The organism is Collinsella intestinalis (genome assembly GCF_902364775.2).
GTDB lineage: Bacteria > Actinomycetota > Coriobacteriia > Coriobacteriales > Coriobacteriaceae > Collinsella.
In genome coordinates this window covers 690,099-716,425 of sequence record NZ_CABJEU020000001.1, presented here as the reverse complement: position 1 = coordinate 716,425, position 26,327 = coordinate 690,099, and the positions used below count along the sequence as shown (strand labels likewise).

The following is a 26,327-nucleotide window of genomic DNA, read 5'->3' as shown; positions in this document are numbered from 1 at the left end:
GCCGCCGTCCCGCGGCGCCAAACGGGACGCAACGAGTAGAGAAGGACGCCTCATGACCCCGGCAGTCGAATTCATCGATGTCACCAAGCGCTTTCCGGGTGCGACATCTCCCGCGCTCGACCACGTAAACCTGACGATCGATCCCGGCGAGCTCGTCTGTGTGCTCGGCACCTCCGGCGGCGGCAAAACCACGTTCATCAAGCTCATCAACCGCCTGCACGATCCCGACACGGGAACCGTGCTGGTGAACGGCCAGGATGTTTCGCAGGTCGACCCCGTTGAGCTGCGCCGGGGCATCGGCTATGTCATCCAGCAGACGGGACTGTTCCCGCATATGACCGTCTCCGAGAACATCGCCTGCGTGCCCAAGATCCTCAAGTGGGACCGCGGGCGCATCGATGCTCGCGTGGACGAGCTGCTCGAGCTCGTCCACCTCGATCCAAGCGATTTCCGCGACCGCTACCCCTCGCAACTCTCCGGTGGCCAGCAACAGCGCATCGGACTCGTGCGCGCATTGGCCGCCTCGCCCGAGATCATGTTGCTCGACGAACCCTTCGGCGCCATCGATGCAATCACCCGCGCCAAACTCCAAGACGAACTCCTGCGTATCCACCGCGGTAGCGGAAAGACCTTCGTCTTCGTCACGCACGACGTCACCGAGGCCCTCAAGCTCGGCACCAAGGTGTTGGTAGTCGATGCCGGTCGCGTGCAGCAATACGCCACCCCCGAAGAACTGCTCGCACATCCCGCCACGCCCTTCGTGCGCGAACTGCTCGAAACGCAGGGCTACACACCCGAGGGCAGGAGAGCGTGATGGGCTTGTTGTCATACATGGCCACGCACGCCGACGACCTGTTCGAGGCGACAGCCGAACACCTCATGCTACTGGGCGCGACCATGCTCATCTCCTGTGTCATTGCCGCGCTCATCACGGTTGCCTGCCTGCGGAGCCGACCGCTCGGTGATGCCGCGGTAGAGATCCTCGGCGCAGCGTATGCCATTCCCAGTCTCGCACTGTTCGCCCTGCTCATCCCTCTGACCGGATTGGGCTTCACCAGCGCCGTCATCGTCATGGTCGTATACAACCAGTTCATGCTCGTTCGCAATGCTCTCGAGGGTATTCGGGGCGTTGATCCGGCACTTATCGAAGCTGCGCGCGGCATGGGTCTGAGCGATTCGCAAGTGCTGCTCAAGGTGCAGCTGCCCCTCGCCCTTCCCGCCATCATCGCCGGCGTACGCCTGGCTTGCATCTCCACCGTCGGTATCGCCACCATCGCGGCAACCATCAACGCCGGCGGGCTCGGCATGATCCTCTTAAGCGGTCTGCGGAGCATGAACATCGACAAGATCCTCGCCGGCACGATTTGCTGCGCCGCCCTCGCACTCACTCTCGATGGCGCCCTCAGGCTCATCGAAGCGCGTAGCCATCTTGTGCATCGGAACAAGCCCGGGGCCGCACGGCGACAGACGGGTACACTGTGTACACGGCCGCGACGACGCGGCGCACGATGCACCATGGAGGCAAGGCATGACGTCGAGCATCGATCGCGAACAGGAGCGCTCAACGGCAACCGGGACACCCGGGTCCGCCGAGCCGGCTCGCGATCGGCGTGCCCCCAAGATCGCCGTAGGTGACACCTCGGCCGTCCAGGACCGCAAAGCAGACAGCACCTCCATGAAGCAGGTGCGCACCACGTTCATCTTCCTCGCGTTCCTCGGAATCGCCTACGCCGCCTACCTCGTCTTGAGCGGTCAGCTCGACGACTTCGTCCGTGCCCTCATAGGCGTCAATCCCAAGTGGATCATCGCGGGCGTCGTCTGCTTTTTGTGCTACTACGTCTTCGGTGTTCTCGCATACGCCGCCATCGTCGTGGTCGACCATGATTCCCCCGTGGGCTTTCGAGACCTCATGAGCGTCGAAGCCTCCGGTGTCTTCTTTATGCGCCTCACCCCCGGCGGTGCCGGCGTCATCCCCTCCCAAATCTATCGCCTCACCCGTGCGGGCCTTTCCCTGCCGGATGCCTCGGCATTGCAATTCGTCCGATTCACACTCTATGAGGCGGGCGAGGGCATCTTCGCCGCCATCATGCTGCTGTTCTGCGGTGACTATTTCCTGACGACCTTCGCCAGCGTCAAGATCCTCGGGCTCGATGTCGTGTGGATCGGGGTCTTCATGTTCGGGTTCAAGTTCATCCAGGTCGGCGGCGTCCTTCTCCTCTGCCTGCTTCCCGGCCCCATCCAAAAGCTCGGCGGCCTCGGTCTCAAGTTGGGCCATGCCTTGCACATCCTCAATGACGAACGCTACGAGCGCTATCTCGCCTTCCTCACCACACAAGTCACGTCCTTCTCCCAGGCGTTCCGCTCCGCCGCATCCAACTGGCACGTGCTTCCGGTCGTCGAGCTCCTCACGCTGCTCCAACTCGGATGCATGTACGCGCTCCCCTATTTCGTACTTCGCTCATTCGGCCTCGAAGCGGACCTGCTGATCTGCCTCGCCTCGGGCTCGATGGTCGAGCTCCTGGTCAACGCCATCCCGCTACCCGGAGGCGCAGGCGGCGCCGAGGTGGGCTTCACCTATCTATTCGGCGGAATGTTCGGCTGGCATCTATCTGCAGGCCTGGTCATCTGGCGCTCCGTCGAATACCTGCTCCCCGTCGTCATCGCCGCACCGTGCATGGGTATGCGCTCTACGACCGGGGAAAGCATCTACCACCGATGGAACCGCCGCCTCGAGAACACCGTCCACGTCGCCCATGGCGATTGGGGCAGCGTCAAACGCCGTGCGGGAATCGCGTATCGGCCTACCGCATCGCAGCCGGCATCGCCCGAGCGCAAGGTCACACGCTCGCAAACAGGCGATCTCACGGTGAAGATGCCCAAAAAGCCTCGCCCCGCGGAATCGGCGCGTCACCACGACGGCGAGGCGCGATAACCCCAACCATCCCGGGATTCATCGGCTTGAAATCGTTTCAATCCACGCGCGATACACGTCAACCTTCGGTCTCTTCACGAAGCGCGAACACTTCACGCGCAATTTCAGCTATTGAAACGCTCCAGAATCGAATTTCCACCGTTCACGGAATACAGGGTGGACAAATCGCGTTAAAATGAATCTGCAAGTCAGGTTTGCCCGTTGCGCAGTCGACTGACCGCGAGATGGGCACCAACTACGAAAGAGAGGAGAGGCATGCAGTACTCACAGGAAGTGGAGAACATGTGCCCCGTCGCCAAGGGTGCATACCACGGTCCCGCGCCCATCCCCGAGGAGGGCAAGTGGGTCCAGGCCAAGGAGATCAAGGACATCTCCGGCCTCACGCACGGTGTGGGCTGGTGCGCCCCCCAGCAGGGTGCCTGCAAGCTCACGCTGAACGTCAAAGAGGGCATCATCGAGGAGGCCCTCGTCGAGACCATCGGCTGCTCGGGCATGACCCACTCCGCCGCCATGGCTTCCGAGATCCTTCCCGGTAAGACCATCCTCGAGGCTCTCAACACCGACCTCGTCTGCGACGCTATCAACGTGGCTATGCGTGAGATCTTCCTGCAGATCGTCTACGGCCGCAGCCAGACCGCGTTCTCCGAGGGCGGCCTGCCCGTGGGCGCCTCCCTCGACGACCTCGGCAAGGGCCTTCGCTCCCAGGTCGGCACCATGTTCGGCACCAAGGCCAAGGGCGCTCGCTACCTCGAGCTCGCCCAGGGCTACGTGACCCGCATGGCCCTCAACGCCAACAACGAGATCATCGCGTTCGAGTTCATGAACCTCGGCAAGTTCACCGACGCCCTCAAGGCCGGTAAGACCCCCGAGGAGGCCATCGCCGGCGCCATGGGCCACTACGGTCAATGGGAGAACGCCGCCAAGTACATCGACCCGCGCACGGACGAGGAGACCCACACGGTCGCCAACGTCTTCCCGGTCCACGAGTAACGAAAGGGAGGGACTATAACCATGGCTGTTACTTTCGAAGGTTACGAGCGCCGCGTTGAGAAGATCAACGCCTGCCTCGCTGAGAACGGCATCGCCTCCCTCGAGGAAGCCGAGCAGATCTGCCTCGACAAGGGCGTGAACGCCCGCGAGATCGTGCACGACACCCAGTCCATCGCGTTCCAGAACGCCGAGTGGGCTTACACCCTGGGCTGCGCGCTGGCCATCAAGAAGGGCGCCAAGACCGCCTCTGAGGCTGCCGCCATCATCGGTGAGGGCATCCAGGCCTTCACCGTTCCGGGCTCCGTCGCCGAGGACCGCAAGGTCGGTCTGGGCCACGGCAACCTGGGCGCCATGCTCCTGTCCGACGACACCGAGTGCTTCGCGTTCCTCGCCGGTCACGAGTCCTTCGCCGCCGCTGAGGGCGCCATCAAGCTGGCCCTCAACGCCAACAAGGCCCGCAAGACGCCGCTGCGCGTCATCCTGAACGGCCTCGGCAAGGACGCCGCCCAGATCATCGCCCGCATCAACGGCTTCACCTACGTGAAGACCCAGTTCGACTACTTCACGGGCGAGCTCAAGGTCGTCGAGACCATCCCCTACTCCGATGGTCCCCGCGCTGCCGTCAACTGCTACGGCGCCGACGACGTCCGCGAGGGCGTCGCCATCATGTGGCACGAGAACGTGGACATCTCCATCACCGGTAACTCCACCAACCCCACGCGCTTCCAGCACCCCACCGCGGGCACCTACAAGAAGGAGCGTCTCGAGGCCGGCAAGAAGTACTTCTCCGTGGCCTCCGGTGGCGGCACCGGCCGCACCCTGCACCCGGACAACATGGGCGCCGGTCCCGCCTCCTACGGCATGACCGACACCATGGGCCGCATGCACTCCGACGCCCAGTTCGCCGGTTCCTCCTCCGTGCCTGCGCACGTCGACATGATGGGTCTCATCGGTATGGGCAACAACCCCATGGTCGGTGCCACCGTCGCCTGCGCCGTCGCCGTGAACGCCGCTATCAACGAGTAGCATTCGCGTCGCACGCATTGACTCGGCATGACAAAGGCCGTCACCCTCGGGTGACGGCCTTTTTTCGTAAGGAAGGGGCACCTTAAGTTATAAAGTGCTCTCAACCACATCGCGCAAGGCGAGAATATCCCCGTCGTCCGGATGCGTTAGCGCGGCAAGACGCTACAGCTCTGTGGCGCAATCCCCCGTCGTCATGGCCACGACGCCGCGAATGCCCTGTTCAACCATGCTGTCGACATCGATATCCGTGTAGAAGGCGATGTGCTGCGTCAAGATGACGTTGGGGAACTGGCGCAGATACGCCATGTTGCGATTTGCCAGGATGTCGTGCGTGCGGCTCACATGGTAGATGCCGTCTTCCTCGGGGAAGACATCCATGGCAAGAGCACCGATCTTCTCGCTCTCAATGCCCTCGACCAGCGCATCGACATCCATGAGCTCTCCGCGACTGACATTCACCAGCACCACGCCGTCGCGCATTTTTGCAATCGCCTCGCGGTCGATGATGCCCCGCGTGGATTCCATGAGCGGGATGTGCACCGTCACAAGATCGCTCTGGGCATACAGCTCGTCGAGCCCCACATAGGCAACATCGCCGCGAGCGGCGAGCTCCTCGCTGGGGAACGGATCGTATGCGAGAATCTTGCAGCCGAAGCCTCGCAGATAATCGATAACGGCGCGGCCGATGCGACCCGTCCCCATGACGCCCACGGTGAGGGTGCGCAGCTCGCGACCGCGCAATCCGGCCAGCGAGTAGTCGTTGACCTGCTGTCGCCACATGGCGGGCTTGTAGTTGCGCAGAGCCATGAGCATGAGCATGACGGCAAACTCAGCCACGCCATAGGGCGGATAGGTCGTATTGCACACATGGATGCCAAGCCCCTTGGCCGCATCGATATCGATATGGTTGAAACCGATGCTGCGCGTTGCAACATACCGGACTCCTCGATCGTGCAGCTCGCGAAGCATGTCCGCATCCAACGGGCTCTTGTTGACGATGACGACTCCCTCAGCGCCATCCAGCATGTCCAGTGTCGCGCTCGTAAGCGTGTCCGCGGACCAGGCCACCTCGCAACCGGCGGGCAGCTCTCCGACAACACGGTCATACGCCGCGCGCTCGTCTTCGCGAAGTTCGAAAACCTTGATCTTCATATCATCCATCCCATCTCCGGGTTCCCTTGCAATGCCAGCACTATACCCGATGCGCAATGGGATGAGCCCCCGCACCACAAAGGCAGTGCACGGCCCTCAGAGCGGATCTTCGCCCGTATGTTGCTCGCGCCAGCCACAAGGAACAATCGACCGTTCATGGGCCATTTGAGAGCCCCACAAGGGCCATCGGTTGTCTTATACCGGTAAGACCCCTACGCTTTTGACAGAACGTGAGAAGGGACCAACATGCATGAAGAGACCGACGTCCTCGTAATCGGCGGCGGCATCGCCGGCATCGTTGCCTCCATTGAGGCGGCGCGAGCGGGCGCGAACGTCACAATCGCTTGTGCCGGCCCACTCTTCGGCGGATCGAGTTTCTACCCAGGCACCTGGGGCCTGGGGCTCATCGGCCCAGCCGACGAAAAAGACGAGGCCGACCTCATCGCAACCATCGAAAATGTCGGCTGCGGCGTCGCTGACCCCGCCCTTGTTGAGACGTTCGTTCACAACATCCGCCCCGCAATCGAATGGCTTGAACAGGAGCTCGGCGTTCCCCTCAAACGTCCCGCCAGCGCCGAAAGCGCGCGCGAGGTCACGTTCATCCCCTGCTTCGACCACGCGAATCGCCTGTGGCGGGGTATAACGCGCGAGGCTTTCGAGCGCGTCGCACGTGCCGAGATTGAACGGCTCGGCATCGAGCTCCTGGAGCGCTGCGAGCTCATGGAAATCGTTCGAGATCAACACGGCCCGGTCATCGGCACCATCCTGTACGACAGGCGCAAGCATGAGCTTTTCCCCTTCCCCGCCAAGTCGATCATCTTGTGCTCCGGCGGAACGGGAGGACTGTTTGAACGCAGTCTCACCTCACGAGACGTCCTCAGCTCCGCACACGGCATCGCCCTCGATGCGGGCTGCTCACTCGTGAATATCGAATTCATGCAAATGATGCCCGGCCTCGTCTCACCCGCCCGTGGAATCGTCTTCAACGAAAAGACCTTCCGTTATGCGGTCTTTGACGACCCCACCGGTATTTTGCCCGCCGATCGCAACGGGCTTTCCGATCTTCTTGAAGCGCGCTCAGGACACGGACCGTTCACGTGCCGCCTCGGTGATGAACTCGTCGACATGACAATCGACGCCGCCGGAGAGGACGGAATCGCCGTCCACTACAACTTTCCCAAAGACGACGCACCGGAGTTCGTGCTGACGTTCGCGCAATGGATGGAAGACGAGCTTGGAATCACCCCCAACGACGAGTTGCGCGTTGCGATGTACGCGCATGCGGCAAACGGGGGTATCCGCATCGACGCTCATGCCAGGACAAACGTGCAAGGGCTTTTTGCATGTGGTGAAGTCACGGGCGGAATGCACGGCGCTGATCGAATCGGGGGGCTCTCCAGTGCAAACGGTCTCGTTTTTGGACGGATTGCCGGCAAGGGCGCCGCGAATCACGGCACCGCAATGTCGATCCGCATCAATGCGGACAGCATCCTTAAAGAGTCACTCGAGCGCATCCGAATGAGCGCAGCGCCTTTGGACGACATGGACGCGAGCCGCATCACCAAAGACATGCAGAGGACCATGAGCGCACATGCCATGATTCAACGGTCCGAAGAAGGCCTTGCAACGGCACTCGACGATATTGAGCGGCTGCAGCGCGAAGCGCGATATCACGGAGATTGCCGTGGTTGCGTGATTCCCACCGATGCCACACTCGCACGTGGGATACGCGTCTCCTCGCAGCTCAAGCTCGCCCAGGCGATGCTGCAGGCAATGAGAAGCCGTACCGAGGGCCTCGGATCGCACTATCGCGCCGATTGAGTGCCGCCCAAACCATACGTGTACGTTTTGGGGAAGGTTTTGGCTCTCCATCGCTTGTAAAGGCGCTTCCCTTCAAAAATTACCTGGGGAAACGTCAACCGTCGTGATGGGCGAAAGCAAATTGAATGGAAAACCTTCCCCAAAACGTACACGTATTGTCGCAACCTTGCTCCTTGGGCGCGACAGCATGGGCAAAATCAATCGAGTCTGGCCATACATGCATCAGAACGTACATTCACGAGCGCATAAGGGACCGGAGCATAGGAATCGCAACAGATAGCAAAACAGCCTCTTTCGAGGCTGCACAATTCAATGGGTGGGCGATCAGGGATTCGAACCCTGGACCTTGGGATTAAGAGTCCCCTGCTCTAGCCAGCTGAGCTAATCGCCCGTATGTCCAAAGGATGCAATGTGGTGGGCGATCAGGGATTCGAACCCTGGACCTTGGGATTAAGAGTCCCCTGCTCTAGCCAGCTGAGCTAATCGCCCCTTTGCATCTGCCATGTGAAAGGGAATGGGGTGGGTAAAGGGACTCGAACCCTCGACCTACGGGACCACAACCCGTCGCTCTAGCCAACTGAGCTACACCCACCATGTCTGTCACACAGCGAAGAGTATTATGCATTCTTATCAAAAACATTGCAAGGGGTATTTTTGAAAAATTTGGCGATGAGAAAACAATGCCAAAACCAAGACCCCCGGGCCCGATCCAGCTAGGCGCTGCGCCCGTATTCCCTGCGGCGATACCATCGCACCGCGGCGCTCCTTATGAACGTGGCGATGAAAGCCCCGCTGCAATCGATCAGGACATCGGTTACCTGGCCGCAACGCCCCGGCACGAACAGCTGAATCGTCTCATCAATCGACGAGACCAGCACGCAAAGAACGCACGCGGCGACAATGCCCTCCGATCCAGCACTGCGCTTGGGGTCGAACGCATGAGACGAGAGCAGGGCAAGAATGAAATACTCCGTAAAGTGGGCCGCCTTGCGAATCAGGAAATTCGTGACCCAGGCAAAGGGAAGTCCCAGCGACTGCAAAAAGCCTTGGACCCACTCCATGACCCCGGCGCTCAAAGAACCGCTGCCCTCTCCCGCAACAAGGGAATTGCCCCAAATCACACTGATGAACAGAACGACAAGAACGAGCCCCGGGATGCTCACCCTCTCCTTTATGTCCCGTATAAGCGAGGACACGCGCTACGCCTCCGCCAGCTGGCGAGCGTCAAGCGACGCAGTGCCGCCCTCAATGACCTTGAGGTACTCACGGGCGACCGCATGGACGCTCTTGGACTCGACTTTGTCGAACTCGTCTTCAATCATCGCGTTGACACGCGTGTGCATCTTTGTTTCATTGCCTCCCTCGGCAAGCGCCGCCATGCGGTCCACGCCAACGCAGACCGTCTGGTCACTCTGAGGGGCCTTGGGCGCCGTGCCCTCAGCCAAAATGGCGAGCGCGCGGGCCCACATGTCCTCATGGCCCGAGTAATCCGCCATGGGGACCTCAACGTCCTCGACGGTCGACGCTACGGCAACGGGACGAACGGGTGCGGCGGAGACGGGAGCAGAAGCGGGTTGCATCTTGGGAAGCACGGGGACATAGGATGCGCGCGCAGCAGTGCCCCCATAGAGAGATGCCATGGCCTCATCGCGACCGATGACATCCTCGCGTGCGTCGGCCGCCGCAGTTGCGGAACGGGCAGCCGCCTGAGCTGCCGCCTGCTCCGTGCGGCGCAGCTCTTCGAGCGCGATTTGATACATGTCCTTCGAGCGCGTGGGGTCGCAGCTGAACAGGGAATCACCGCTGAACATGGCATCGATCTCCGCCCAAGCCTCGGCCTCGTCGAGCGCATCGACCGCACGCGAAATGACCGGGACGCCATCTGGAGTGGCGGACCTTCCACCCCGATGACCATGCGGGCGAGAACCAGCATGCGAGACATGCGTGGAGGCAGCCGAACGGGCATCGGCGAACGCGGACTTGAATCGAGCGGCCTCGGCCTGTTCTTCGGCGAGACGCTCCGCGCGGGCATCCATGAGGTGGCCGGATATGGCGAGCATGCCGACTCCGGCGAGCGAGCCGGCGACAAGCGGCAAGATGTCGGAGCGAATCGCCTCGTTGACCCCATCGAACGGCAGAGTCGCGGCATATGCGGCCAACGGCAGCGCCGCACCCAGCCCCGCTGAGATGGCGATTGCCCCCTTGCGATACCCCATGCTCTCGACAGCCATGACGCGCTCCTTCGTCACCCTCGCAAACGTGCCCTAAACAACGATGACCGGCGCGGATGCACCGGTTCGCAATCAGTCGGATGGAAAAGATGAAGTGTGGCGCGCGGGGAATGACCCCGACAACGGTTGGTAGTGCGTTTCATCTGCGTTTTCCGTCGCGATCTTCGTTGCATTATAAAGAGAACTCCCAGGTATTTGCAAGTATCAACCGCCGACGGCGATGAATCGGGCCATCTGTTGCAAACGGGGACTTTAGGGAACAAGTACTTCAGCATTCCGTCGTATCCGCAAGCGGATCGTCTGAGTAAAGGAGCGAGCATGACACGCATCGCCATCGTCACGGGGGCGAGTTCGGGCCTCGGTCGCGAGTTCGTCAAGCAGCTGGATGCCGGCGCAGCCGGGAAGCTCGATGAGATTTGGGTCGTCGCCCGCCGAGCCGATCGGCTCGAGGCCCTACGCCGCACCTGCGACACGCCCGTGCGCCCCTTCTGCCTGGACCTGACCGACCCCGCCTCGTTCGATGTGATCGACGGGGCCCTCGCCGAGACCCCGACCGCCGAGGTCGCGCTGCTCATCAACAACGCGGGCTTTGGAACGTTTGGGCCGATCGCCGCGCAAAGGCCCGAGGACGGGGCAAGCATGGCAAAGCTGCTCATGGTCGCCCCAGTCGAGCTGATCTACCGCACGCTCCCCTATTACCGCGCGGGCTCGCGCGTCATCAACGTCGCAAGCGTGGCGGCGTTCCTCCCACAGCCCAAGCTCGCCGTCTATTCGGCGGCCAAGCGCTTCATCCTCGACTTGTCCCGCTCGCTCAACGCCGAGCTGGGAGAAGCCGACATCCATATCACCGCCCTGTGCCCCAAATTCATGCACACCGAATTCCTGGATCAGCCCGGCGATCAGGCAGCTGCGAACGCCATGTGCGCCATCGGATTCGAGCGCGCCGAGGACGTCGCCAAATCGGCCCTGCGCGCCAGCAACCGTGGAAAGGACCTCTGCATCCCCTCACTCGATATGAAGGCCTATTACGCAGCGTCGCGCATCCTCCCCTACAAGGCGGCATTGGCCGTCGAGCGCGCCCTGGGAATCCTCTAAAAGCAGCACCGCACCCCAACGCGCGACGAATCGAACAAAAAATCCTCCTTGCCCACATGCAAACGGCAAGGAGGATTTTCGTTGTGACGGGTTGGGCGGCTATCTCTACAGCGCCTCAGGATGATCGGCAGCCTTCTTGGCCGTGCGAATCAGGAAATCCTGGTTGGAGTTGGTACCCTTGAGCCCCTTGATGAAGGACGCCGCGGCGCGCTCCGTATTGTTCATACCGGCGAGGATACGGCGGATGCCCCACATGAACGGACGCATCTGCTCGTCGACCAGCAAATCTTCGTTACGCGTACCCGAGGCAACCGGATCGATAGCCGGGAAAATGCGGCGATCGGCGAGGTCGCGGTCGAGCTTGAGTTCCATATTGCCAGTACCCTTGAACTCCTCGAAGATCACTTCGTCCATCTTGGAACCGGTGTCCACGAGCGCAGAGGCCAGAATCGTGAGCGAACCGCCGTTCTCGATATTGCGCGCGGCGCCCAGGAAGCGCTTGGGCGGATACAGAGCGGCAGAATCAACGCCACCGGAGAGAATGCGACCCGATGCAGGCGCGGCAAGATTGTACGCGCGGGCGAGGCGGGTGATGGAGTCGAGCACCACCACAACGTCGCCACCGAGCTCGACGATGCGCTTGGCGCGCTCGATCACGAGCTCTGAGACACGCGTATGGTTGTCGGCAGGCATGTCGAAGGTCGAAGCCACCACATCGCCCTTGATGGAGCGCTGCATATCGGTGACCTCCTCGGGACGCTCGTCGACCAGCAGGCAGATGAGATGCACCTCGGGGTTGTTGATAGAGATCGACTGGCAGATCTTCTTCAAGATCGTGGTCTTGCCCGCCTTGGGAGGCGAGACGATCAAGCCACGCTGGCCCTTGCCGATGGGACTCACGATGTCGATTGCACGGCCCGTAATGGAATCTTTGCCATGCTCCATCTTGAGCGGCTCGTTGGGATAAATCGGCGTGAGATCGGCGAACTTGGGACGATGTTTGATCTGCTCGGGCTCGAGGCCGTTGACCGAACGAAGCTTGGCGAGTCCCGGAAGCTTATCGTTGGCACGCATCGGGCGCAGCGTACCGGCAACCAAGTCGCCGGCGCGAAGCCCTGCGGCGCGAATCATCTGCGCGGGGACGAACGCGTCGTCGCGGCTGGGCATGTAGCCGTGCGTGCGAATGTAGCCGAATCCCTGGTTATCCATGTCGAGAATACCCTCGATATCGCGGAATCCCTCGGCGCGGGCGGCGGCTGCATAGATCATTTCGACCAGGTCGGCCTTTTTGGCGCCCGACGGGTCGAGCTCGAGGGAGCGGGCCTTCTCGCGAAGCTCGGCGACCTTCATGGCCGCGAGCTCCTCGCGCGTGAGCGAGGGCTCGGTCGGGGCAAAGCGGTTGTTGCGCTGCTTGCGGTTCTCCTTCTGGCGCTCACGACGCTCGCGACGGGCATCGGCCTTGGAAGACGGGCCCTCGGCACGCTCGGCGTCGCGGCGGTCCTTGTGGTTGCGACGGGATTGCTTGCCGGAAGGCTTCTCCTCGGCCTTCGCCTCGGCCTTATCCGCAGGTTGGTCGGCCGTATCGTGCGCCTCCTCGCTTTTGGGCTTGGAACCATCCTCGTCAACGCCCGGCTTGGGAGCGTCTTCGCGCACCGCCTTCCTCGCACGGGAGGCGCGTCCGGGACGGGCGTCCTTCTTGACCGCGACCTCTTTCTCAGGGGCCTCCTCGGCAGATGCGGCGAGAGCGGGCTGCACGGATTCGACGGAAGCGTCCTCGACCCTCTCAGCCTGAATGCCCGGCTCGGAATCGGACTTCTGAGAATCCTTCTCCGCAGGCCCATCCGCCTTCGACTCGCCGCGAGCCGCCATCAAGGCAGCCTGCTGAGCTGCCAAGGCAGCAGCGGCGGCCTTCTCAGCCTCAACGTACGCCTTCGGCTTGCGGCCGCGACGGTGCGGACGCAGCGCGGGATCGACCAACGGTGCTTCCACCTTGACTTCCTGCGCATCAACGGCCGGCTCGACGGCAGCAAGCACCTCTGCCGCACGCTCGGCGGCGCGGCGCTGCCTGCGGACGACAGAGGCCTGGCTGATCTGTGCGAGAGCGCGGGCCTGCATGACCTCCGCGGTTGCCGCGGGAGCCTCGGCATCCCCGGCAGCAGCCTTGGCCTTGCGGGTACGGCGCTTAGCCGGCGCCTCTACATCCTCAGACTCCGCGACGGCACGCGCCCGACGACGGGGCGCTGCGGGTGCCGCAGCCGAATCCGCCGTCTTACGGGCACGGCGCTTGGGCTTTGCCTCAGGCTCCTGAGCAGCCGAAACAACCACAGGCTCAGAGGCAACTTCGGACTGGGCGGCACGGGCCTTGACGGGCGTGCTCGTCCCCCGGGTGCCGGGAGCGTCGACCACGGGGGTAGGCGCAACTTCAGGCGCATGATCTTCCCTATTCGGAGCCTTCTCGATATTCGCTTCTTCAGACACGCGGTTCTACTTTCTTCTCGCGTTAGTACAAGCACGGCGTCGATACGCGCCGATATATCACTTGTTTGAAAAATGTAGGTAAGAAAAATGAAAGCGCAGGTCGCGCTGGGTTGAATATACCACATTGCAACCGTTCGGCATAGAAAAATGCCCGGACGCAAAGGCATCCGGGCATTTTCATTCGATTGGGAACCAGCGCAGACACCGATTTACATCGTGGTGGGCGCGGAAACACCGATAAGGCTCAGAACCAGCTCGAGCACGGAGCGGACGGCGTCGCAGGCGGCCAGACGTGCGCGGGACAGCTCGGCGTCGACCGGACGGCCCTCGCTCGGCAGCACCTGGCAGGCCTGGTAGAAGCTGTGGAAGCCGGCGGCCAGCTCCTCGGCGAAGTGGGTCAGGCGGAAAGGCGCACGGTCGCGGGCGCAGGAGGCGATGAGGTCCTCGAGCTCGGAGATCTTGCGGGAGAGCGCGAGCTCGGTGGGGTCGGTCAGCAGCGCGTAATCGACGTTCTCGCCGATGGCCTTGGCGGCCACGGCGTCCATGCCCATCTCAGCGGCCTCCTCCGGCGTGACACCGGCAGCCTTGCGCAGGATGGAGCAGATGCGGGCGTGCGCATACTGCACGTAGTACACGGGGTTGTTCTGGCTCTTCTCCTTGACGGCCTCGATATCGAAGTCGATGGCCTGGTTGGAAGAACGGGAGATCAGGGTGTAACGAGTGGCATCGGCGCCGACCTCGTCAACGAGCTCCTGGAAGGTGACCATGGTGCCCTTGCGCTTGGACATGCGGATCGGCTTGCCGTTGCGGAGCAGGTTCACGAACTGGCCGAGCAGGACCTCGAACTGGCCGGGGTAACCCAGGGCGTCGCAAACGCAGCGCACGCGGTTGATGTAACCGTGGTGGTCGCAGCCCCAGATGTCGATGACATGGTCGACGCGCTGGAACTTATCCCAGTGATAGGCAACGTCGGAGGCGAAGTAGGTGTACTCACCATTGGCCTTGACCAGAACGCGGTCCTTGTCGTCGCCCAGATCGGTGGAGCGGAACCACAGGGCGCCGTCCTTGTTGTAGAGATAGCCCATCTCGTCGAGCTTGGCGAAGGCGCGGTCGACGGCGGAGGTGCCGGCGTGCTCGCCCTCGGTGTCCTTGATGTAGACGGTGCGCTCGGAGAACCACTTGTCAAAGTCGCAGCGGACGTCGTGGCACAGCTGGCGCATGTTCTCGACCATCTTGGCGTAGCCCTCCTCACGGAAGTAGAGCATGCGCTCCTCGTCCGTGACGTGGGCCCACTTGTCGCCGTCCTTCTTATAGAAGGCAGCGGCCTCGTCGATGATGTAGGTGCCGCCGTAAGCGTTGCCACCCAGGCCCTCGGTGAAGGCGTCCATGTAGGGATGGGAATCCAGGTGCTCGTCGGCCTCATCCTGAACGAAGTTGTCGCGGTCCTGAGCCAGGAAGTCGCGAGCGCCGTCGATATCGAGGCCCTCCTTCTCCATGATCCCAATGAGCTGCATGTAGCGGTAAGAAATGGAGTTGCCGAACACGTCCATCTGGGAACCGTGGTCGTTGATGTAGAACTCACGCTGGATGTCATAGCCGGCGTGGCTCATGACGCGGCAGAGGGAGTCGCCGAGTGCGGCCCAACGGCCGTGGCCGACGTGCATCGGACCGACGGGGTTGGCGGAAACGAACTCGACCTGGGTCTTCAGGCCCTGGCCGACGTTGGACTTGGCAAAGTCCATGCCCTCCTTGCGCGCGACGTCCAGGATGGCGTTGTTGGCGGCGGCGTTCAGGTAGAAGTTGATGAAGCCGGGGCCCGCGACCTCGACCTTGGCGATCTCGGCGCTCTCAGGCATGTGAGCCACGATGGCGTCGGCGATCTTTTTGGGTGCGCAATGGGCCAGCTTGGCGGACTTCATCGCGCAAGTGGAGGTCCACTCACCGTGAGAAGTGTCAGCCGGTCGCTCCATGCCACAATCCTCGAGCTCGAACGCGGGCAGGTCGCCAGCCTCCTGAGCGGCGGTGAGGGCAGTGCGCACCAACTCTTCAATCTTCTCCGGCATAGAGGTCCTCCTCATCCTATGGCCCTGAGATGTCCTTCTCGCAGGGCTCACGTACAGACGCACTGTACTCTAGCACAGTGCAGCAGCTTAGGGGCGTGAAATCCCCGAAAACATGCGATAGCCCGCTTTTTCCGAGTTCAAATCTACAGGAAAACGCATAGAAAGATACGGAATTTAAATTGCGAGAATAGCTCATTCAGGCATTTTTCCAATAGCGTATACATCGTTATTCACGTTCTGCAATAAGACATCTGTAGGTTTTCCCATATAAACATGCTATTATTGTAATTACTGAGCGTATCGCGTATTCATTTGGAGGAAGCATGTTTGAAATCGGACAGCACGTTATTCACCCCGGCCAAGGAGTCTGCACGGTCACCGGATTCACCGAGGACGCCGCGCACCCCATGATTTTGCTCCGCGCCAAATCCGGCCACGCGGAAACCCATCTCATGTATCCCCTTGCCCAGCAGAGTCGCCTCCATGCAATCATCTCGCGCGAGGACGCCGAAGACCTCATCGACTCCTATGCCGACTTGACGGTCGATTCATTTACCGAACGCAACAGCGCACTCGAGGAAACCCATTTCAAGCAACAGCTCAAGCTCGGAGCTCCCGAGACGGTGCGCGTTGCAAAGACCATGCGTCACCGCATCGCAGAGGCGGAAGCCCACGGAAAGAAACCGAGCAGCTACTACTCCCGCATGCTCAAGGAGGCGCGTCGCCGCACGCTCGAAGAGCTCTCCGTGGCCCTCGGAGCCGACGAAGACGCCGTCGAAGAGCGATTCAAGGAGGCCATCATCCAAGCGGGCGAAATCCCGGCGCTCAACTGATCGGCGCCCGCCTCAATTTGGGGACTGTCCCTAAATTGAGGCGCGGAATCAAGGGGCAACACAACGGTAAAGCCAGCACTCCATCGTGCTATAGTGTGATGTAGCAAGCCTCCCCCTTCACCGGATGGGGGAATCAAGGTGTCCGACCCCCGACCGTAGGTACGGTGCGCACGCGCGCCATAAGGCGGGGGTCTCGGGCACCTTTTTTGCAATCGTCGCCGTCATCTAGGAGGAACCATGGCACAGCTCAACGCCGGCATGACCCGCGAGGCAGCATTCGACCTGCTCAACGAGCACAACAAGGACCCGTTCCACATCGAGCACGCCGAGACGGTCGAGCAGACCATGCGTTACTTCGCGCGTGAATACGATCCCGAGAACGAGGAGTTCTGGGGCATCGTCGGCCTGCTGCACGACCTCGACTGGGAAGAGCACGACGACGACCCAATGAACCACACCATCTACGCGGCGAAAGACATCGAGGCCGCCGGTGGTTCCGCCGAGCTCATCCGCGCCATCCAGACCCACACGAGTGACTTCAACACCGCGCTTCCCAAGCCCGAGCTCCAGATGGAAAAGATCCTGTTCGCCACCGAGGAGCTCACGGGCCTCATCGGCGCGGCCGTGGTGATGCGCCCCTCCAAGAGCGTCATGGACTTCAACGTGAAGTCCCTCAAGAAAAAGTTCAAGGACAAGCGCTTCGCCGCCGGCGTCTCGCGCGACGTCATCCGCTCCGGCGCCGAGATGCTCGGCTGGGAGCTCGACGAGCTGTTCGCGCGCACCATCGAGGCCATGCAGTCCTTCGCCCCCGATCGCGACACGTTCCAAGCCGAATAAGAGGGACGCTAGGCCTGATCTGACGCAGATTCAAGCTAACGCGAACACTCCGCTCAAAAAGGCCTCGCGATACCGATCGCGAGGCCTTTCGTCTTTGCCCATCATTGTAAATTGAGGTTTACGGGCGCACCTGCCCCGCACCTCGAAGCTCATACTTGTACGTCGTGAGTGCCTCAGCGGCAAACGGACCACGAGCGTGCAGCTTCTGAGTCGAGATGCCGATCTCGGCACCCAGGCCAAACTCGCCGCCATCGGTGAAGCGCGTACTCGCATTCGCGTACACGGCGGCGGCATCCACCTCGCGCAAGAAGCGCTCGCAAGCCTCCTCGTCCTCGGCAACGATCGCCTCGGAGTGGCCCGTGCCGTAGCGGTTCACGTGCGCGATGGCCTCGTCGATGCCGCCCACGATCCTCACGCTGATCTCAAGCGCGAGATACTCGCGTCCCCAGTCCTCTTCCGTCGCGTCGACGAACTCACCGGCAAAGGCGACGCCGCGGACGCGCTCATCGCCGTGGATCACCACACCGGCGGCTCCAAGCTCGGAGAGCGCCTCGGGCAGGAAGGCGTCGGCGATCGACTCGTCCACAAGCAGGGACTCGCACGCATTGCACACGCCCACGCGTTGGGTCTTGGCGTTCATGATGATCGCGCGAGCCTTGGCAAAATCGGCGCTCTCATGAACGTAGATATGACAGTTGCCCGTGCCCGTCTCGATAACCGGCACCAGGCTCTCGCGAACACAGCGCTGGATGAGGCCAGCACCACCGCGCGGAATCAGAACATCAACCACGCCGCGCAATGCCATGAGCGCCCCCGTTGCAGCGCGATCGGTCGTCTCGATGATGGAAACCGCCGCCCGGTCGAATCCGCTCGCCTCGACGGCATCCGCCAAGATTCGGGCAATTGCGACGCAGCTGTTCTGGGCAATGGAGCCTCCGCGCAAAATGCAGGCGTTGCCCGTGCGAATGCAGATACCGGCGGCATCGGCGGTCACGTTGGGACGTGCCTCGTACACCATCGCCACGAGCCCCAAAGGCACGCTCACGCGCCCCAGATGAACACCCTCGCTGATGTCGCGCTCATCAAGCACACGCCCCACGGGGTCGGGCAGGTCGGCGAGCTTGTCGAGGCCTGCGGCCATGCCCTCGACGCGCTCCGGCGTGAGCAGCAAGCGGTCGAGCAGGCCCTCGGATGTACCCGCGGCGCGCGCGGCGTCCATATCGATGGCGTTCGCCTCGAGAACCTCGTCGGCACGTTGGCGAAGCGCGGCGGCCATGGCGCGCACCGCGGCGCAGCGGGCCTCGTCGGAGGCAAATCCCAATGAACGCGAGGCGGCCTTTGCCTCGCGGGCGAGATCTTCAACATATACGGCGATATCGTTCATGGCGAACTCCTCACGTGTGTAAAATGCCCCGTCCCCAATTGCACATCGGGCAGGCCGCGGCGCTACGCGAATACGATCAGGTTGTCGCGGTGGATGGCGGGCTTATCTGCGAGCGCGACGAGCAGACGATTGCCGGCGATGTCCTCCTGGCGACGGCCCGCGGCGAGCTCGAGCACGTCCCGATCGGCCTCGGCGATGCCACGGGCAAGCACGAACCCATCCGCATCGCGAACGTCCAAGATATCGCCTGCGGAAAAATCGCCATCGACGGTTTTGATGCCGACCGGCAGCAGTGACCCGCCGCCATCGACCAGGGCCCTTGCGGCACCGGCATCGACTGTCACCGTACCGTGAGCCGAATCGCCCAGCGCAATCCACAGTTTACGAGGCGCGATCTCCAAACGGCCCGCAGGCGGCACGAACCGCGTACCCACCTGCTCGCCCATGGCAAGGCGCACCAGTGGGCGCTCCTCGGCACCCGAGCAGATGACGCTCTCGATGCCGGCCGTCATGAGGATGCGGCAGCTGCGAATCTTGGTGATCATGCCACCCGTGCCGACCGAGGTGGTGGAGTCGCCGGCGGAACCGATGATCGCGGCGTCGATCTTGTCCACGAGCGGGATGAACTCGGCACTCGGATCGAGCGAGGGATTAGCCGTGTACAGACCGTCGATGTCGGAGAGCGTCACGCACAGATCGGCGGATACCAGGCAGCTCACAAGGGCGGCGAGCGTGTCGTTATCGCCGAACTTGATCTCGTCGACGGCGGTGGTGTCGTTCTCGTTCACCACGGGCACCACGCCGAGCTCGAGCAGGCGCGTGAGTGCATCGCGGGCGTGCAGATAGGAGGAGCGGCGGGCGGTATCGCTGCGCGTGAGCAGCACCAGCGAGGTCAGCATGTCTACGGCGCGAAACTCCTCGTCATACACGGCGGACAGCACGCACTGCCCCACCGAAGCGCAAGCCTGCAGGCTTGGCATGTCGGTTGGGCGCTTTTCGAATCCTAGCAAGGGGGCGCCGCAAGCGATCGCGCCCGAGCTCACCACCACGAGGTCCCAGCCGGCATCACGCAGATCGCGAGCCTGCGCTGCAAGGTCCGCTATAAAATCACGGCGAAGCTCACCCGCCTCTACCAACGTGGAGGAGCCGATCTTCACCACCATGGTCTTGCGTTCGTTCATCATTTTGCCTTCCAGGGAAGTACGGAGGACGTGGCGGCCATGCGCTCGCGCACGAGGCCGTCTCGCAGGGCGGCGAGTCCGCGCTCCATGCCCACCACGTAGGATTGAGGATACAAAAAGCGCTTGTACGCGTCATCAAGCGAAGCGAGAGATGCGGCGCAACGGGCGCGGGCGAGCTCGATGTTCTCACGCGGGGCGACCGCGGAGCCCTCGCGCACGACCGGCTCCAACAACTCTCGGAAACTGAATCCTGACACATCGGTCACCAACGCCGCGTCGTTCACCGCCACGAGCGTGTGACCGAACGTCCCATCGCCAGGCTGGGAGGACTCGTCCCAAATCATGTCGCACACGGGGCTTCCCGTGCGATCCACGTAGCGACGCACCTGCTGAACACCGGGAATCGTGCGTTTGTAGGGCTGCTCGGAAAACTTCATGACGGGAGTCCAGGCTTCCGAGGCGCTATCGCGACGCGCCGAGAGCTTGTACACGCACCCGAGCGCAGGCTGGTCGTAGCAGGTGGCAAGCTTGGTGCCCACGCCGAATGCATCGACTGGAGCGCCCTGGCCCAACAGGGAGCTGATCGTATGCTCGTCGAGATCGTTCGACACGACGATCTTCACGTAGTCGAGACCCTCCTCATCGAAGCGACGGCGCGCGTAGGCGGAGAGCTTCGCCAGGTCGCCCGAATCGATGCGGATGCCGGAGAGGCGCTCGCCGGAGGCCTCCATCTCGCGCGCCACGGCTATGGCGTTCTCAACGCCCTCGCGCACGTCATAGGTGTCGACGAGCAGTGTGCAGTTCTTGGGGGAGCTCTTCGCGAACGCGCGGAAGGCCTCGAGCTCCGTCGGGAAGCTCAGGACCCAACTGTGCGCGTGCGTTCCCGAAACGGGGATGCCATAGCGACGCCCCGCAAGGACGTTCGAGGTCGAAGCGCATCCCGCAACGTAGCTTGCGCGCGCGACCGCGACGCCGCCATCGGGGCCCTGGGCCCGGCGCAAGCCGAACTCCGCAACCGGACGGCCCTGCGCCGCCTGAACCACCCGCGCGGTCTTGGTGGCGACAAGCGTCTGGAAGCCGATGATGTTGAGCAGTGCCGTCTCCAAAAGCTGGCAATCGAGCATGGGGCCCGTCACGCGAACCATCGGTTCGCGTGCGAACACCAACTCGCCCTCGGGAATCGCGTCGATATCCACCCGAGGACGGAAGTCGGCAAGGAATCGCAGGAATCCCGATTTGAACAGCAAGCCGCCGCCAGGCGCCTCGAGCTCGGAGAGGTAGGCGATGTCCTCCTCGGTGAACCGGAAGTTTTCAACGAACTCCCCGAGCTCGGCGGTACCGCACATGACCGCATAGGAGTTGCCAAACGGCGCCTCCCGGAAGAACGCCGTGAAGCACCCCTGCTCCTCGGTCTTATCGTTCTCCCACAGCCCTTGGGCCATAGTCAACTCATATAAGTCGGTGTTCATGGACGCGTCGGTTGGACGCGTGGCATCGGTCAAAGCCACGAGAAGGCCCCTTTCCGAAATGACGTGCGCCGCGCCGAGATTCGTGCTCGACGCGGCAGAAGCGGAAGCATCGACACGGCTAGCGCGTGGCGGTGTAGATGATGAAAGCGACCACGGCGACGAGGGCGACGGCGATGATGATCTTCTGCGCGACGGGCATGGTTGGAATGCCATCGTCATCCACGGTGCTGGAGGTCACCATGCGCTCACCGAAGGTCTTCTCCTTGGGACTGGGCGTGGGTTGAGGTTCCGGACGAGACAAAGCATCCTTGGCCGCGGGCGCCTTCCTAGCCGCGCGCTCCTCGGCGGCGCGCTCGGCCAAGATCTCGGCATCGACGCGCTCCTGCTCTGCACGCAGGGCCTCGAGCTCCACGCGCTCCACGCGAGCGCGCTCCTCCTCAGCGCGGCGCGCCTTCTCGGCGCGCAGGGCCTCGAGCTCCTCGCGCTCCTCGTCCGTCAGCGGCGTGGCAGTTTGGTCGGCCATAGCGGATTCCTCCTGATATCAAGGGCAGGCGACCGCGCCGCGCACCCCTCATGCATGTATGGATGGGTTGCAGTATACCCGTTCGCACCCCTAGCCTGCAGACGCCGAGCGCAGCACACCCGTGGTGTCGAACGCGGGCGTGAAGCTCTCATCCACCGCGCCGCCCTCCTGCCAGAACATCTGCGTGAACCCCACATCGTCGGCGTGGTCGAGCACGAACTCGTATTCGTCTTCCGTAACCGCGCGAGAAAGCTCCCCACCCGATGCACGCATCCGCTCATTCGGCGTGTACTGGTTCATAACAGAAATCGGCACGTCGCCGGCCACATCCCAAATACGATCGAGCACGCGACACGAATCATCCGTGTGACCGGGAAGCACCAAGTGGCGCACGATCACCCCGCGCTGCATCATGCCGTCCGCATCTACGAGCTCTCCCCCGCGTGCGGCCACCACGGCGCACATGCGAGACAGGGCACGCGCCGCCGTCTCGGGATAATCAACGACATGGGACAGCGCACGGCCCAAGTCGGCATCGGCGTATTTGTAGTCCACGAGCCAGACGTCGACCAAATCGGCAAGCTCGGCGACGGCCTCCTCGCGCTCGTAGCCGCTCGTGTTATAGACGATGGGAATAGACAGGCCCCTTCGGCGCGCCTCGCCAATCGCATCGGGCAAGAGGTGCGCGTAATGCGTCGCGGTGACGAGGTTGATGTTGTGCGCCCTCTGCTCCTGGAGCTCGAGCATGATCTCGACCAGGCGTCCGGGCGCGACTTCGATGCCAAATCCGCCTGTCGAGATCTCATGGTTCTGGCAGTACACACATTTGAGGGGGCAGGCGGAAAAGAAGATCGTGCCCGACCCGCGCTCGCCGGAGATGGGCGGCTCCTCCCAATAATGCAGTGCCGCACGGGCGATTTTGAGAGAGTCGTCCGCCCCGCACACGCCACGCGCGCCCGCCGCGCGATTCGCCCCGCAGCGACGCGGGCAAAGCTCGCAATGACTAAGCGAGGCAGTTTCGAGCAGGTTCGTCATGGCGTGCGTCCTTCCCATGTGTAATTTGGGGACGGGTGCGTTTTACACATAGCGCAAAGTCGCACCGTGCATCCAAATACAACTGAAGCGACCAACAGTGGGCGCATTCAACCGATATGAAAAAGGCCCCGTTACCGGAGCCTAATCAAAATCCTGTGGTGGAGACGAAGGGGATCGAACCCTCGACCTCCTCGATGCGACCGAGGCGCTCTCCCAGCTGAGCTACGTCCCCAGGACAAGTGAACATTCTAGCAACCATGCGCGCGGTGTCAACGGCAAAATGACGAAGAATTTCTCGTCGCAACGCGAGCACAGCGCACGCGCCGCGGCGCGTCGGACCGCGCATGTTGGCGCGACACAAGAAAACCGCCCCCCACTTCACGAAAATGAACCCACCTCTGCAAGGTGGGTGCCCTCATCGCTCGGTTCCAGCTTCCTTAACAACGAAGGATTCCTGTACTGCGCTCGACTTCTCGGGCTCCCTAAATAAACGCGACGGTTCACCCAGTTGCTCCGCGGGGGGCGGAACACCTTCATCATAGGGCATGCGATTTGCGATACTAGTCTTGACTTCGAAAAAGTGTTGTCGGACGATGGTGACAAGCCGCGCGTAATGCGGCTTTCTTTATGTATAACGACGAGGAATTCGCAGGTGACCCGCACATTCGCACGCATGGCCTGCGATACTGGAAACGACTGGACCGCACACCACGGCGGACGGTCCCCAACGATCATACGTCCCCAATTGAACAGGCACGGGAGGCGCCATGAGGCTCACCATCGACACTATGACATACGGACCGGACGGCCTCGCCCGCACGGACGAGGGCAAAGCCGTTTTCGTCTCCGGTGGCCTGATCGGCGATACCGTCGAGGCCCGCATCACCGATGACGGGCCTTCCTTCTCACGCGCCGTAGTCGAGGAGGTCCTCGAGCCCTCCGCCGATCGCGTCCAGGCGCCCTGTCCTTTCATCGGTATCTGCGGCGGTTGCCCCTGGGGCGGCCTCTCGCATGAGTCCCAACTCGCAGCCAAAGAGGAGAACCTGCGCAGTGCCCTCACACGCATCGGCAAGTTCTCCCCCGAGGAGGTCGCCGAGCTCATGCGCCCCATTCGTCACACCAAGGAGCCCTGGGAGTATCGCAATAAAGTCGAGCTCGCACCGGTGCGCGAGGGCGGTAAGTTCCGTCTCGGCATGCACGGGCGCGATGCCAACCAGGTCATCAAAGTCGATTCTTGCCCGCTGTTCGACAAGAAACATGCCAAGGCCATCAAGGCCGTGACAGGCGCACTCGGCTTCCTCGGCAACTCGCGCGACCTTGAGCTCGAGCGCGTCGGCATCCGCTCGAGTCGCCGCACTGGCGCTCTCGAGATAGCGCTGTGGACCCCCACGGGGGCCTTCCCGCGCGCCCAGGTCTCACGAGTGCTGAGCGACGCCGTGCGCGCGACGAGCGTGGTACGCGTCATGTCCAAGGGCGAGAAGCGAGCTCGCCGCGTCGCCGGCGTCGAGGCCCTTGCGGGTGAGGGCTCCTGGACCGAGAAGATCGGTGAGGAGAACATGCGCCTGTCTGCCCCGTCGTTCTTCCAGGTGAACACCAAAGCCGCCGAGATACTCATCGACCTCGTCATGGAGGCGCTCGACCCTCAACCCGACGAGTTCGGCATCGACCTGTATTGCGGCGCCGGCACCTTCACGTTGCCGCTCGCGCGCCGCTGCGACTTTGTGAGCGCCGTCGAGTCCTACGGACCGGCCGTGCGTGACCTGCGCCGCAACCTCGATATCGCCAACCTCACCAACGTCGACGTGATCGGCGGAGACGCCGTGCGCGAGTTCCCCGATGAGGACGCCGATGTGCTCGTGGTGGACCCGCCGCGCGCGGGCCTGGCGCCCGAGGCCATCGACCTCATTGCGTCGACGAGCGCACGCGATGTGGCCTACGTTTCCTGCGACCCCGCCACCCTCGCCCGCGACCTACGCCGCTTTGTGGAGGAGGGGACCTTCCGCCCCGTCTGGGCCACTCCCGTCGACTTGTTCCCACAGACCTTCCACTGCGAGACGGTCGTCAGGCTCACCCGCGCATAAAGCGGCTGATACTCACAAGGACGAATCGGGTATAACTCCGGCATCGCTGCATCCAAATGAGAGGATTTGCCATGGCCGGAGTTGCCGTACTTGCCGCCGATGGTTTTGAGACCATCGAATGCCTGACCGTCGTCGATGTCCTGCGTCGCGGAGGCATCCACACCGCCCTCGTCTCCATCATGGATACGCGCGACGTCGTGACCTCCCAGCAGATCCCCGTCACATGCGACGTCACGTTCGACGAGGTCGATTTCTCCGAATACGACTACGTCGTGCTGCCCGGCGGCCTGCCCGGCGCCACCAACCTTCGCGCCGACGAGCGCGTCTGCGAGCTGGTGCGCGAGTTCGCCGCCACCAAGCACGTCGCCGCCATCTGCGCCGCGCCCTTCATCCTGGCGGAACTCGGCGCACTCGAGGGTCACAAGGCCACGTGCTTCCCCGGCTTCGAAACCGCCTTCCCCGCGGGCTCCTTCGCAGGGGACCGCACCGTGGTGGTCGACGGCAACGTGATCACCGCCTCCGGCATGGGCCAGGCTCTGCCCTTCGCCCTCGCCATCCTGAACGACATCGCCGGCGAGGTCGCCGTCGAAAAGGTGAAGGACGGTATCCAGCTGTGATTCTCGCCTCCCAATCGCCTCGCCGCATCGAGCTGATGCGTGAGGCGGGTTTCGACACCCGCGTCATACCCGCAAACATCGATGAGACCGCTCTGCCGGACGAGGGCCCGTTCGACCTGGTCGAGCGCCTGGCCCGCGCCAAGGCCGCAGCGGTGGCAAAAGAACATGCCGAGGAAGGCGAACCGGTCGTGGCAGCCGACACCATCGTCGCCCTCGGCGGAGAGCTGCTCGGCAAACCGGCAGACGAAGCCGACGCGCGCCGTATGCTCCACGCCCTCTCCGGCAAAACGCATCAAGTCGCCACTGGGGTCTGCATCGTGCGCGACGGGAGCGCCGAATCCTTCGTCGACATAACCGACGTCACGTTTTACGAGCTCTCGTACGACGAGATCGACGCGTACGTTGCAACAGGCGAACCCATGGACAAGGCCGGCGCCTACGGCATCCAAGGCCAACACGGCCGTATGCTCGTCGAGAAGATCGACGGCGACTTCTACAACGTCGTCGGCCTCCCCATCGCCAAGGTCGTCCGCGCGCTGTCACGAACCTAACGCGCGCCCTGCGGCGGGCATACAAGAC

Annotated in this window: 22 protein-coding genes and 4 tRNA genes; 12 read left to right on the top strand and 14 right to left on the bottom strand. The window is 62.6% G+C overall.

What is annotated here, in order from left to right:
- Positions 1-52 precede the first annotated feature (52 nt).
- The 5 genes from FY258_RS03065 to FY258_RS03045 all read left to right on the top strand — a co-directional run bounded on the left by FY258_RS03065 (position 53) and on the right by FY258_RS03045 (position 4,948).
- Positions 53-814 carry an ABC transporter ATP-binding protein gene (locus tag FY258_RS03065; protein ID WP_118103019.1) on the top strand — a complete coding sequence of 254 codons (762 nt, stop codon included), beginning with the start codon at positions 53-55 and terminating at the stop codon, positions 812-814.
- Entirely contained in the window at positions 814-1,635 is an 822-nt protein-coding gene (locus tag FY258_RS03060; protein WP_259324421.1) for an ABC transporter permease, read from the top strand. Before FY258_RS03065 ends, FY258_RS03060 begins: the two co-directional genes overlap by 1 nt.
- Positions 1,529-2,932, top strand: a complete 1,404-nt coding sequence (locus FY258_RS03055; protein ID WP_118103017.1) for a lysylphosphatidylglycerol synthase transmembrane domain-containing protein — start codon at positions 1,529-1,531, stop codon at positions 2,930-2,932. The genes FY258_RS03060 and FY258_RS03055 overlap by 107 nt, the downstream gene beginning before the upstream one ends.
- Positions 2,933-3,187: 255 nt before the next feature.
- Positions 3,188-3,922, top strand: coding sequence for an iron-sulfur cluster assembly scaffold protein (locus tag FY258_RS03050; protein ID WP_006721124.1), 735 nt, complete (start codon positions 3,188-3,190; stop codon positions 3,920-3,922).
- A 21-nt stretch (positions 3,923-3,943) separates the two neighbouring features.
- Positions 3,944-4,948, top strand: a complete 1,005-nt coding sequence (locus tag FY258_RS03045) for a GGGtGRT protein (protein WP_006722823.1) — start codon at positions 3,944-3,946, stop codon at positions 4,946-4,948.
- A 162-nt stretch (positions 4,949-5,110) separates the two neighbouring features.
- On the opposite strand, the gene FY258_RS03040 is transcribed toward FY258_RS03045, so the two are convergent.
- Entirely contained in the window at positions 5,111-6,109 is a 999-nt protein-coding gene (locus FY258_RS03040) for a D-isomer specific 2-hydroxyacid dehydrogenase family protein (RefSeq protein WP_259324420.1), read from the bottom strand.
- Positions 6,110-6,346: 237 nt separating this feature from the next.
- Here FY258_RS03040 and FY258_RS03035 point away from each other — a divergent pair, with 237 nt between their 5' ends.
- The gene (locus FY258_RS03035) at positions 6,347-7,921 is read left to right on the top strand and encodes an FAD-dependent oxidoreductase (protein WP_118103015.1); all 1,575 of its coding nucleotides are present in this window, start codon (positions 6,347-6,349) and stop codon (positions 7,919-7,921) included.
- Between the two features lie 317 nt (positions 7,922-8,238).
- Here the strand turns inward: FY258_RS03035 and FY258_RS03030 are convergent.
- The 5 genes from FY258_RS03030 to FY258_RS03010 all read right to left on the bottom strand — a co-directional run bounded on the left by FY258_RS03030 (position 8,239) and on the right by FY258_RS03010 (position 10,152).
- Positions 8,239-8,312 (bottom strand) — tRNA-Lys (locus FY258_RS03030).
- A 21-nt stretch (positions 8,313-8,333) separates the two neighbouring features.
- Positions 8,334-8,410, bottom strand: a tRNA-Lys gene (locus FY258_RS03025).
- Between the two features lie 26 nt (positions 8,411-8,436).
- A tRNA-His gene (locus FY258_RS03020) sits at positions 8,437-8,513 on the bottom strand.
- Between the two features lie 121 nt (positions 8,514-8,634).
- A complete protein-coding gene (locus tag FY258_RS03015; RefSeq protein WP_259324419.1) occupies positions 8,635-9,084 on the bottom strand; it encodes a VanZ family protein in 450 nt (149 codons plus the stop codon).
- 36 nt (positions 9,085-9,120) lie between these two features.
- On the bottom strand, positions 9,121-10,152 hold the full coding sequence (locus FY258_RS03010) for a hypothetical protein (protein ID WP_118103011.1): 1,032 nt from the start codon (positions 10,150-10,152) through the stop codon (positions 9,121-9,123).
- 318 nt (positions 10,153-10,470) lie between these two features.
- Between FY258_RS03010 and FY258_RS03005 the strand changes: the two genes are divergently transcribed.
- Entirely contained in the window at positions 10,471-11,247 is a 777-nt protein-coding gene (locus FY258_RS03005) for an SDR family NAD(P)-dependent oxidoreductase (protein ID WP_118103009.1), read from the top strand.
- A 105-nt stretch (positions 11,248-11,352) separates the two neighbouring features.
- On the opposite strand, the gene rho is transcribed toward FY258_RS03005, so the two are convergent.
- Together rho and argS are read right to left on the bottom strand one after the other, a co-directional pair.
- On the bottom strand, positions 11,353-13,725 hold the full coding sequence (gene rho / locus FY258_RS03000; RefSeq protein WP_118103007.1) for a transcription termination factor Rho: 2,373 nt from the start codon (positions 13,723-13,725) through the stop codon (positions 11,353-11,355).
- A 209-nt stretch (positions 13,726-13,934) separates the two neighbouring features.
- Complete coding sequence (argS, locus tag FY258_RS02995) at positions 13,935-15,788, bottom strand: arginine--tRNA ligase (protein WP_118103005.1); 1,854 nt, start codon at positions 15,786-15,788, stop codon at positions 13,935-13,937.
- Positions 15,789-16,111: 323 nt separating this feature from the next.
- On the opposite strand from argS, the gene FY258_RS02990 reads away from it, so the two are divergent.
- A complete protein-coding gene (locus FY258_RS02990) occupies positions 16,112-16,621 on the top strand; it encodes a CarD family transcriptional regulator (protein WP_118103003.1) in 510 nt (169 codons plus the stop codon).
- Between the two features lie 237 nt (positions 16,622-16,858).
- The gene (locus FY258_RS02985) at positions 16,859-17,458 is read left to right on the top strand and encodes an HD domain-containing protein (RefSeq protein ID WP_118103001.1); all 600 of its coding nucleotides are present in this window, start codon (positions 16,859-16,861) and stop codon (positions 17,456-17,458) included.
- A 118-nt stretch (positions 17,459-17,576) separates the two neighbouring features.
- On the opposite strand, the gene FY258_RS02980 is transcribed toward FY258_RS02985, so the two are convergent.
- The 6 genes from FY258_RS02980 to FY258_RS02955 all read right to left on the bottom strand — a co-directional run bounded on the left by FY258_RS02980 (position 17,577) and on the right by FY258_RS02955 (position 23,282).
- Complete coding sequence (locus FY258_RS02980; protein WP_118102999.1) at positions 17,577-18,842, bottom strand: glutamate-5-semialdehyde dehydrogenase; 1,266 nt, start codon at positions 18,840-18,842, stop codon at positions 17,577-17,579.
- Positions 18,843-18,904: 62 nt separating this feature from the next.
- Positions 18,905-20,026: a glutamate 5-kinase gene (gene proB / locus FY258_RS02975; protein ID WP_118102997.1), complete on the bottom strand. Its 1,122-nt coding sequence runs from the start codon at positions 20,024-20,026 to the stop codon at positions 18,905-18,907.
- Positions 20,023-21,531 (bottom strand): nicotinate phosphoribosyltransferase, encoded by a 1,509-nt coding sequence (locus FY258_RS02970; RefSeq protein ID WP_118102995.1) that lies wholly within the window; start codon positions 21,529-21,531, stop codon positions 20,023-20,025. The genes proB and FY258_RS02970 overlap by 4 nt, the downstream gene beginning before the upstream one ends.
- Before the next feature lie 79 nt (positions 21,532-21,610).
- Positions 21,611-22,015, bottom strand: coding sequence for a hypothetical protein (locus FY258_RS02965; RefSeq protein WP_118102993.1), 405 nt, complete (start codon positions 22,013-22,015; stop codon positions 21,611-21,613).
- 90 nt (positions 22,016-22,105) lie between these two features.
- Positions 22,106-23,050: a radical SAM protein gene (locus FY258_RS02960; protein ID WP_259324418.1), complete on the bottom strand. Its 945-nt coding sequence runs from the start codon at positions 23,048-23,050 to the stop codon at positions 22,106-22,108.
- Positions 23,051-23,206: 156 nt separating this feature from the next.
- Positions 23,207-23,282, bottom strand: a tRNA-Ala gene (locus FY258_RS02955).
- 535 nt (positions 23,283-23,817) lie between these two features.
- Here FY258_RS02955 and rlmD point away from each other — a divergent pair.
- From rlmD to FY258_RS02940, 3 genes are all read left to right on the top strand, one after another.
- On the top strand, positions 23,818-25,131 hold the full coding sequence (gene rlmD, locus FY258_RS02950) for a 23S rRNA (uracil(1939)-C(5))-methyltransferase RlmD (RefSeq protein WP_118102989.1): 1,314 nt from the start codon (positions 23,818-23,820) through the stop codon (positions 25,129-25,131).
- A gap of 71 nt (positions 25,132-25,202) precedes the next feature.
- Positions 25,203-25,748, top strand: coding sequence for a DJ-1 family glyoxalase III (locus FY258_RS02945; protein WP_118102987.1), 546 nt, complete (start codon positions 25,203-25,205; stop codon positions 25,746-25,748).
- Complete coding sequence (locus FY258_RS02940; RefSeq protein ID WP_118102985.1) at positions 25,745-26,299, top strand: Maf family protein; 555 nt, start codon at positions 25,745-25,747, stop codon at positions 26,297-26,299. The genes FY258_RS02945 and FY258_RS02940 overlap by 4 nt, the downstream gene beginning before the upstream one ends.
- Positions 26,300-26,327 lie beyond the last annotated feature (28 nt).

Coding starts and splice junctions, on each gene's coding strand:
- FY258_RS03065 (WP_118103019.1), top strand. CDS start 53: ATGACCCCGGCAGTCGAATTCATCGATGTCACCAAGCGCTTTCCGGGT.
- FY258_RS03060 (WP_259324421.1), top strand. CDS start 814: ATGGGCTTGTTGTCATACATGGCCACGCACGCCGACGACCTGTTCGAG.
- FY258_RS03055 (WP_118103017.1), top strand. CDS start 1,529: ATGACGTCGAGCATCGATCGCGAACAGGAGCGCTCAACGGCAACCGGG.
- FY258_RS03050 (WP_006721124.1), top strand. CDS start 3,188: ATGCAGTACTCACAGGAAGTGGAGAACATGTGCCCCGTCGCCAAGGGT.
- FY258_RS03045 (WP_006722823.1), top strand. CDS start 3,944: ATGGCTGTTACTTTCGAAGGTTACGAGCGCCGCGTTGAGAAGATCAAC.
- FY258_RS03040 (WP_259324420.1), bottom strand. CDS start 6,109: ATGGATGATATGAAGATCAAGGTTTTCGAACTTCGCGAAGACGAGCGC.
- FY258_RS03035 (WP_118103015.1), top strand. CDS start 6,347: ATGCATGAAGAGACCGACGTCCTCGTAATCGGCGGCGGCATCGCCGGC.
- FY258_RS03010 (WP_118103011.1), bottom strand. CDS start 10,152: ATGGCTGTCGAGAGCATGGGGTATCGCAAGGGGGCAATCGCCATCTCA.
- FY258_RS03005 (WP_118103009.1), top strand. CDS start 10,471: ATGACACGCATCGCCATCGTCACGGGGGCGAGTTCGGGCCTCGGTCGC.
- argS (WP_118103005.1), bottom strand. CDS start 15,788: ATGCCGGAGAAGATTGAAGAGTTGGTGCGCACTGCCCTCACCGCCGCT.
- FY258_RS02990 (WP_118103003.1), top strand. CDS start 16,112: ATGTTTGAAATCGGACAGCACGTTATTCACCCCGGCCAAGGAGTCTGC.
- FY258_RS02985 (WP_118103001.1), top strand. CDS start 16,859: ATGGCACAGCTCAACGCCGGCATGACCCGCGAGGCAGCATTCGACCTG.
- FY258_RS02980 (WP_118102999.1), bottom strand. CDS start 18,842: ATGAACGATATCGCCGTATATGTTGAAGATCTCGCCCGCGAGGCAAAG.
- proB (WP_118102997.1), bottom strand. CDS start 20,026: ATGATGAACGAACGCAAGACCATGGTGGTGAAGATCGGCTCCTCCACG.
- FY258_RS02965 (WP_118102993.1), bottom strand. CDS start 22,015: ATGGCCGACCAAACTGCCACGCCGCTGACGGACGAGGAGCGCGAGGAG.
- FY258_RS02960 (WP_259324418.1), bottom strand. CDS start 23,050: ATGACGAACCTGCTCGAAACTGCCTCGCTTAGTCATTGCGAGCTTTGC.
- rlmD (WP_118102989.1), top strand. CDS start 23,818: ATGAGGCTCACCATCGACACTATGACATACGGACCGGACGGCCTCGCC.
- FY258_RS02945 (WP_118102987.1), top strand. CDS start 25,203: ATGGCCGGAGTTGCCGTACTTGCCGCCGATGGTTTTGAGACCATCGAA.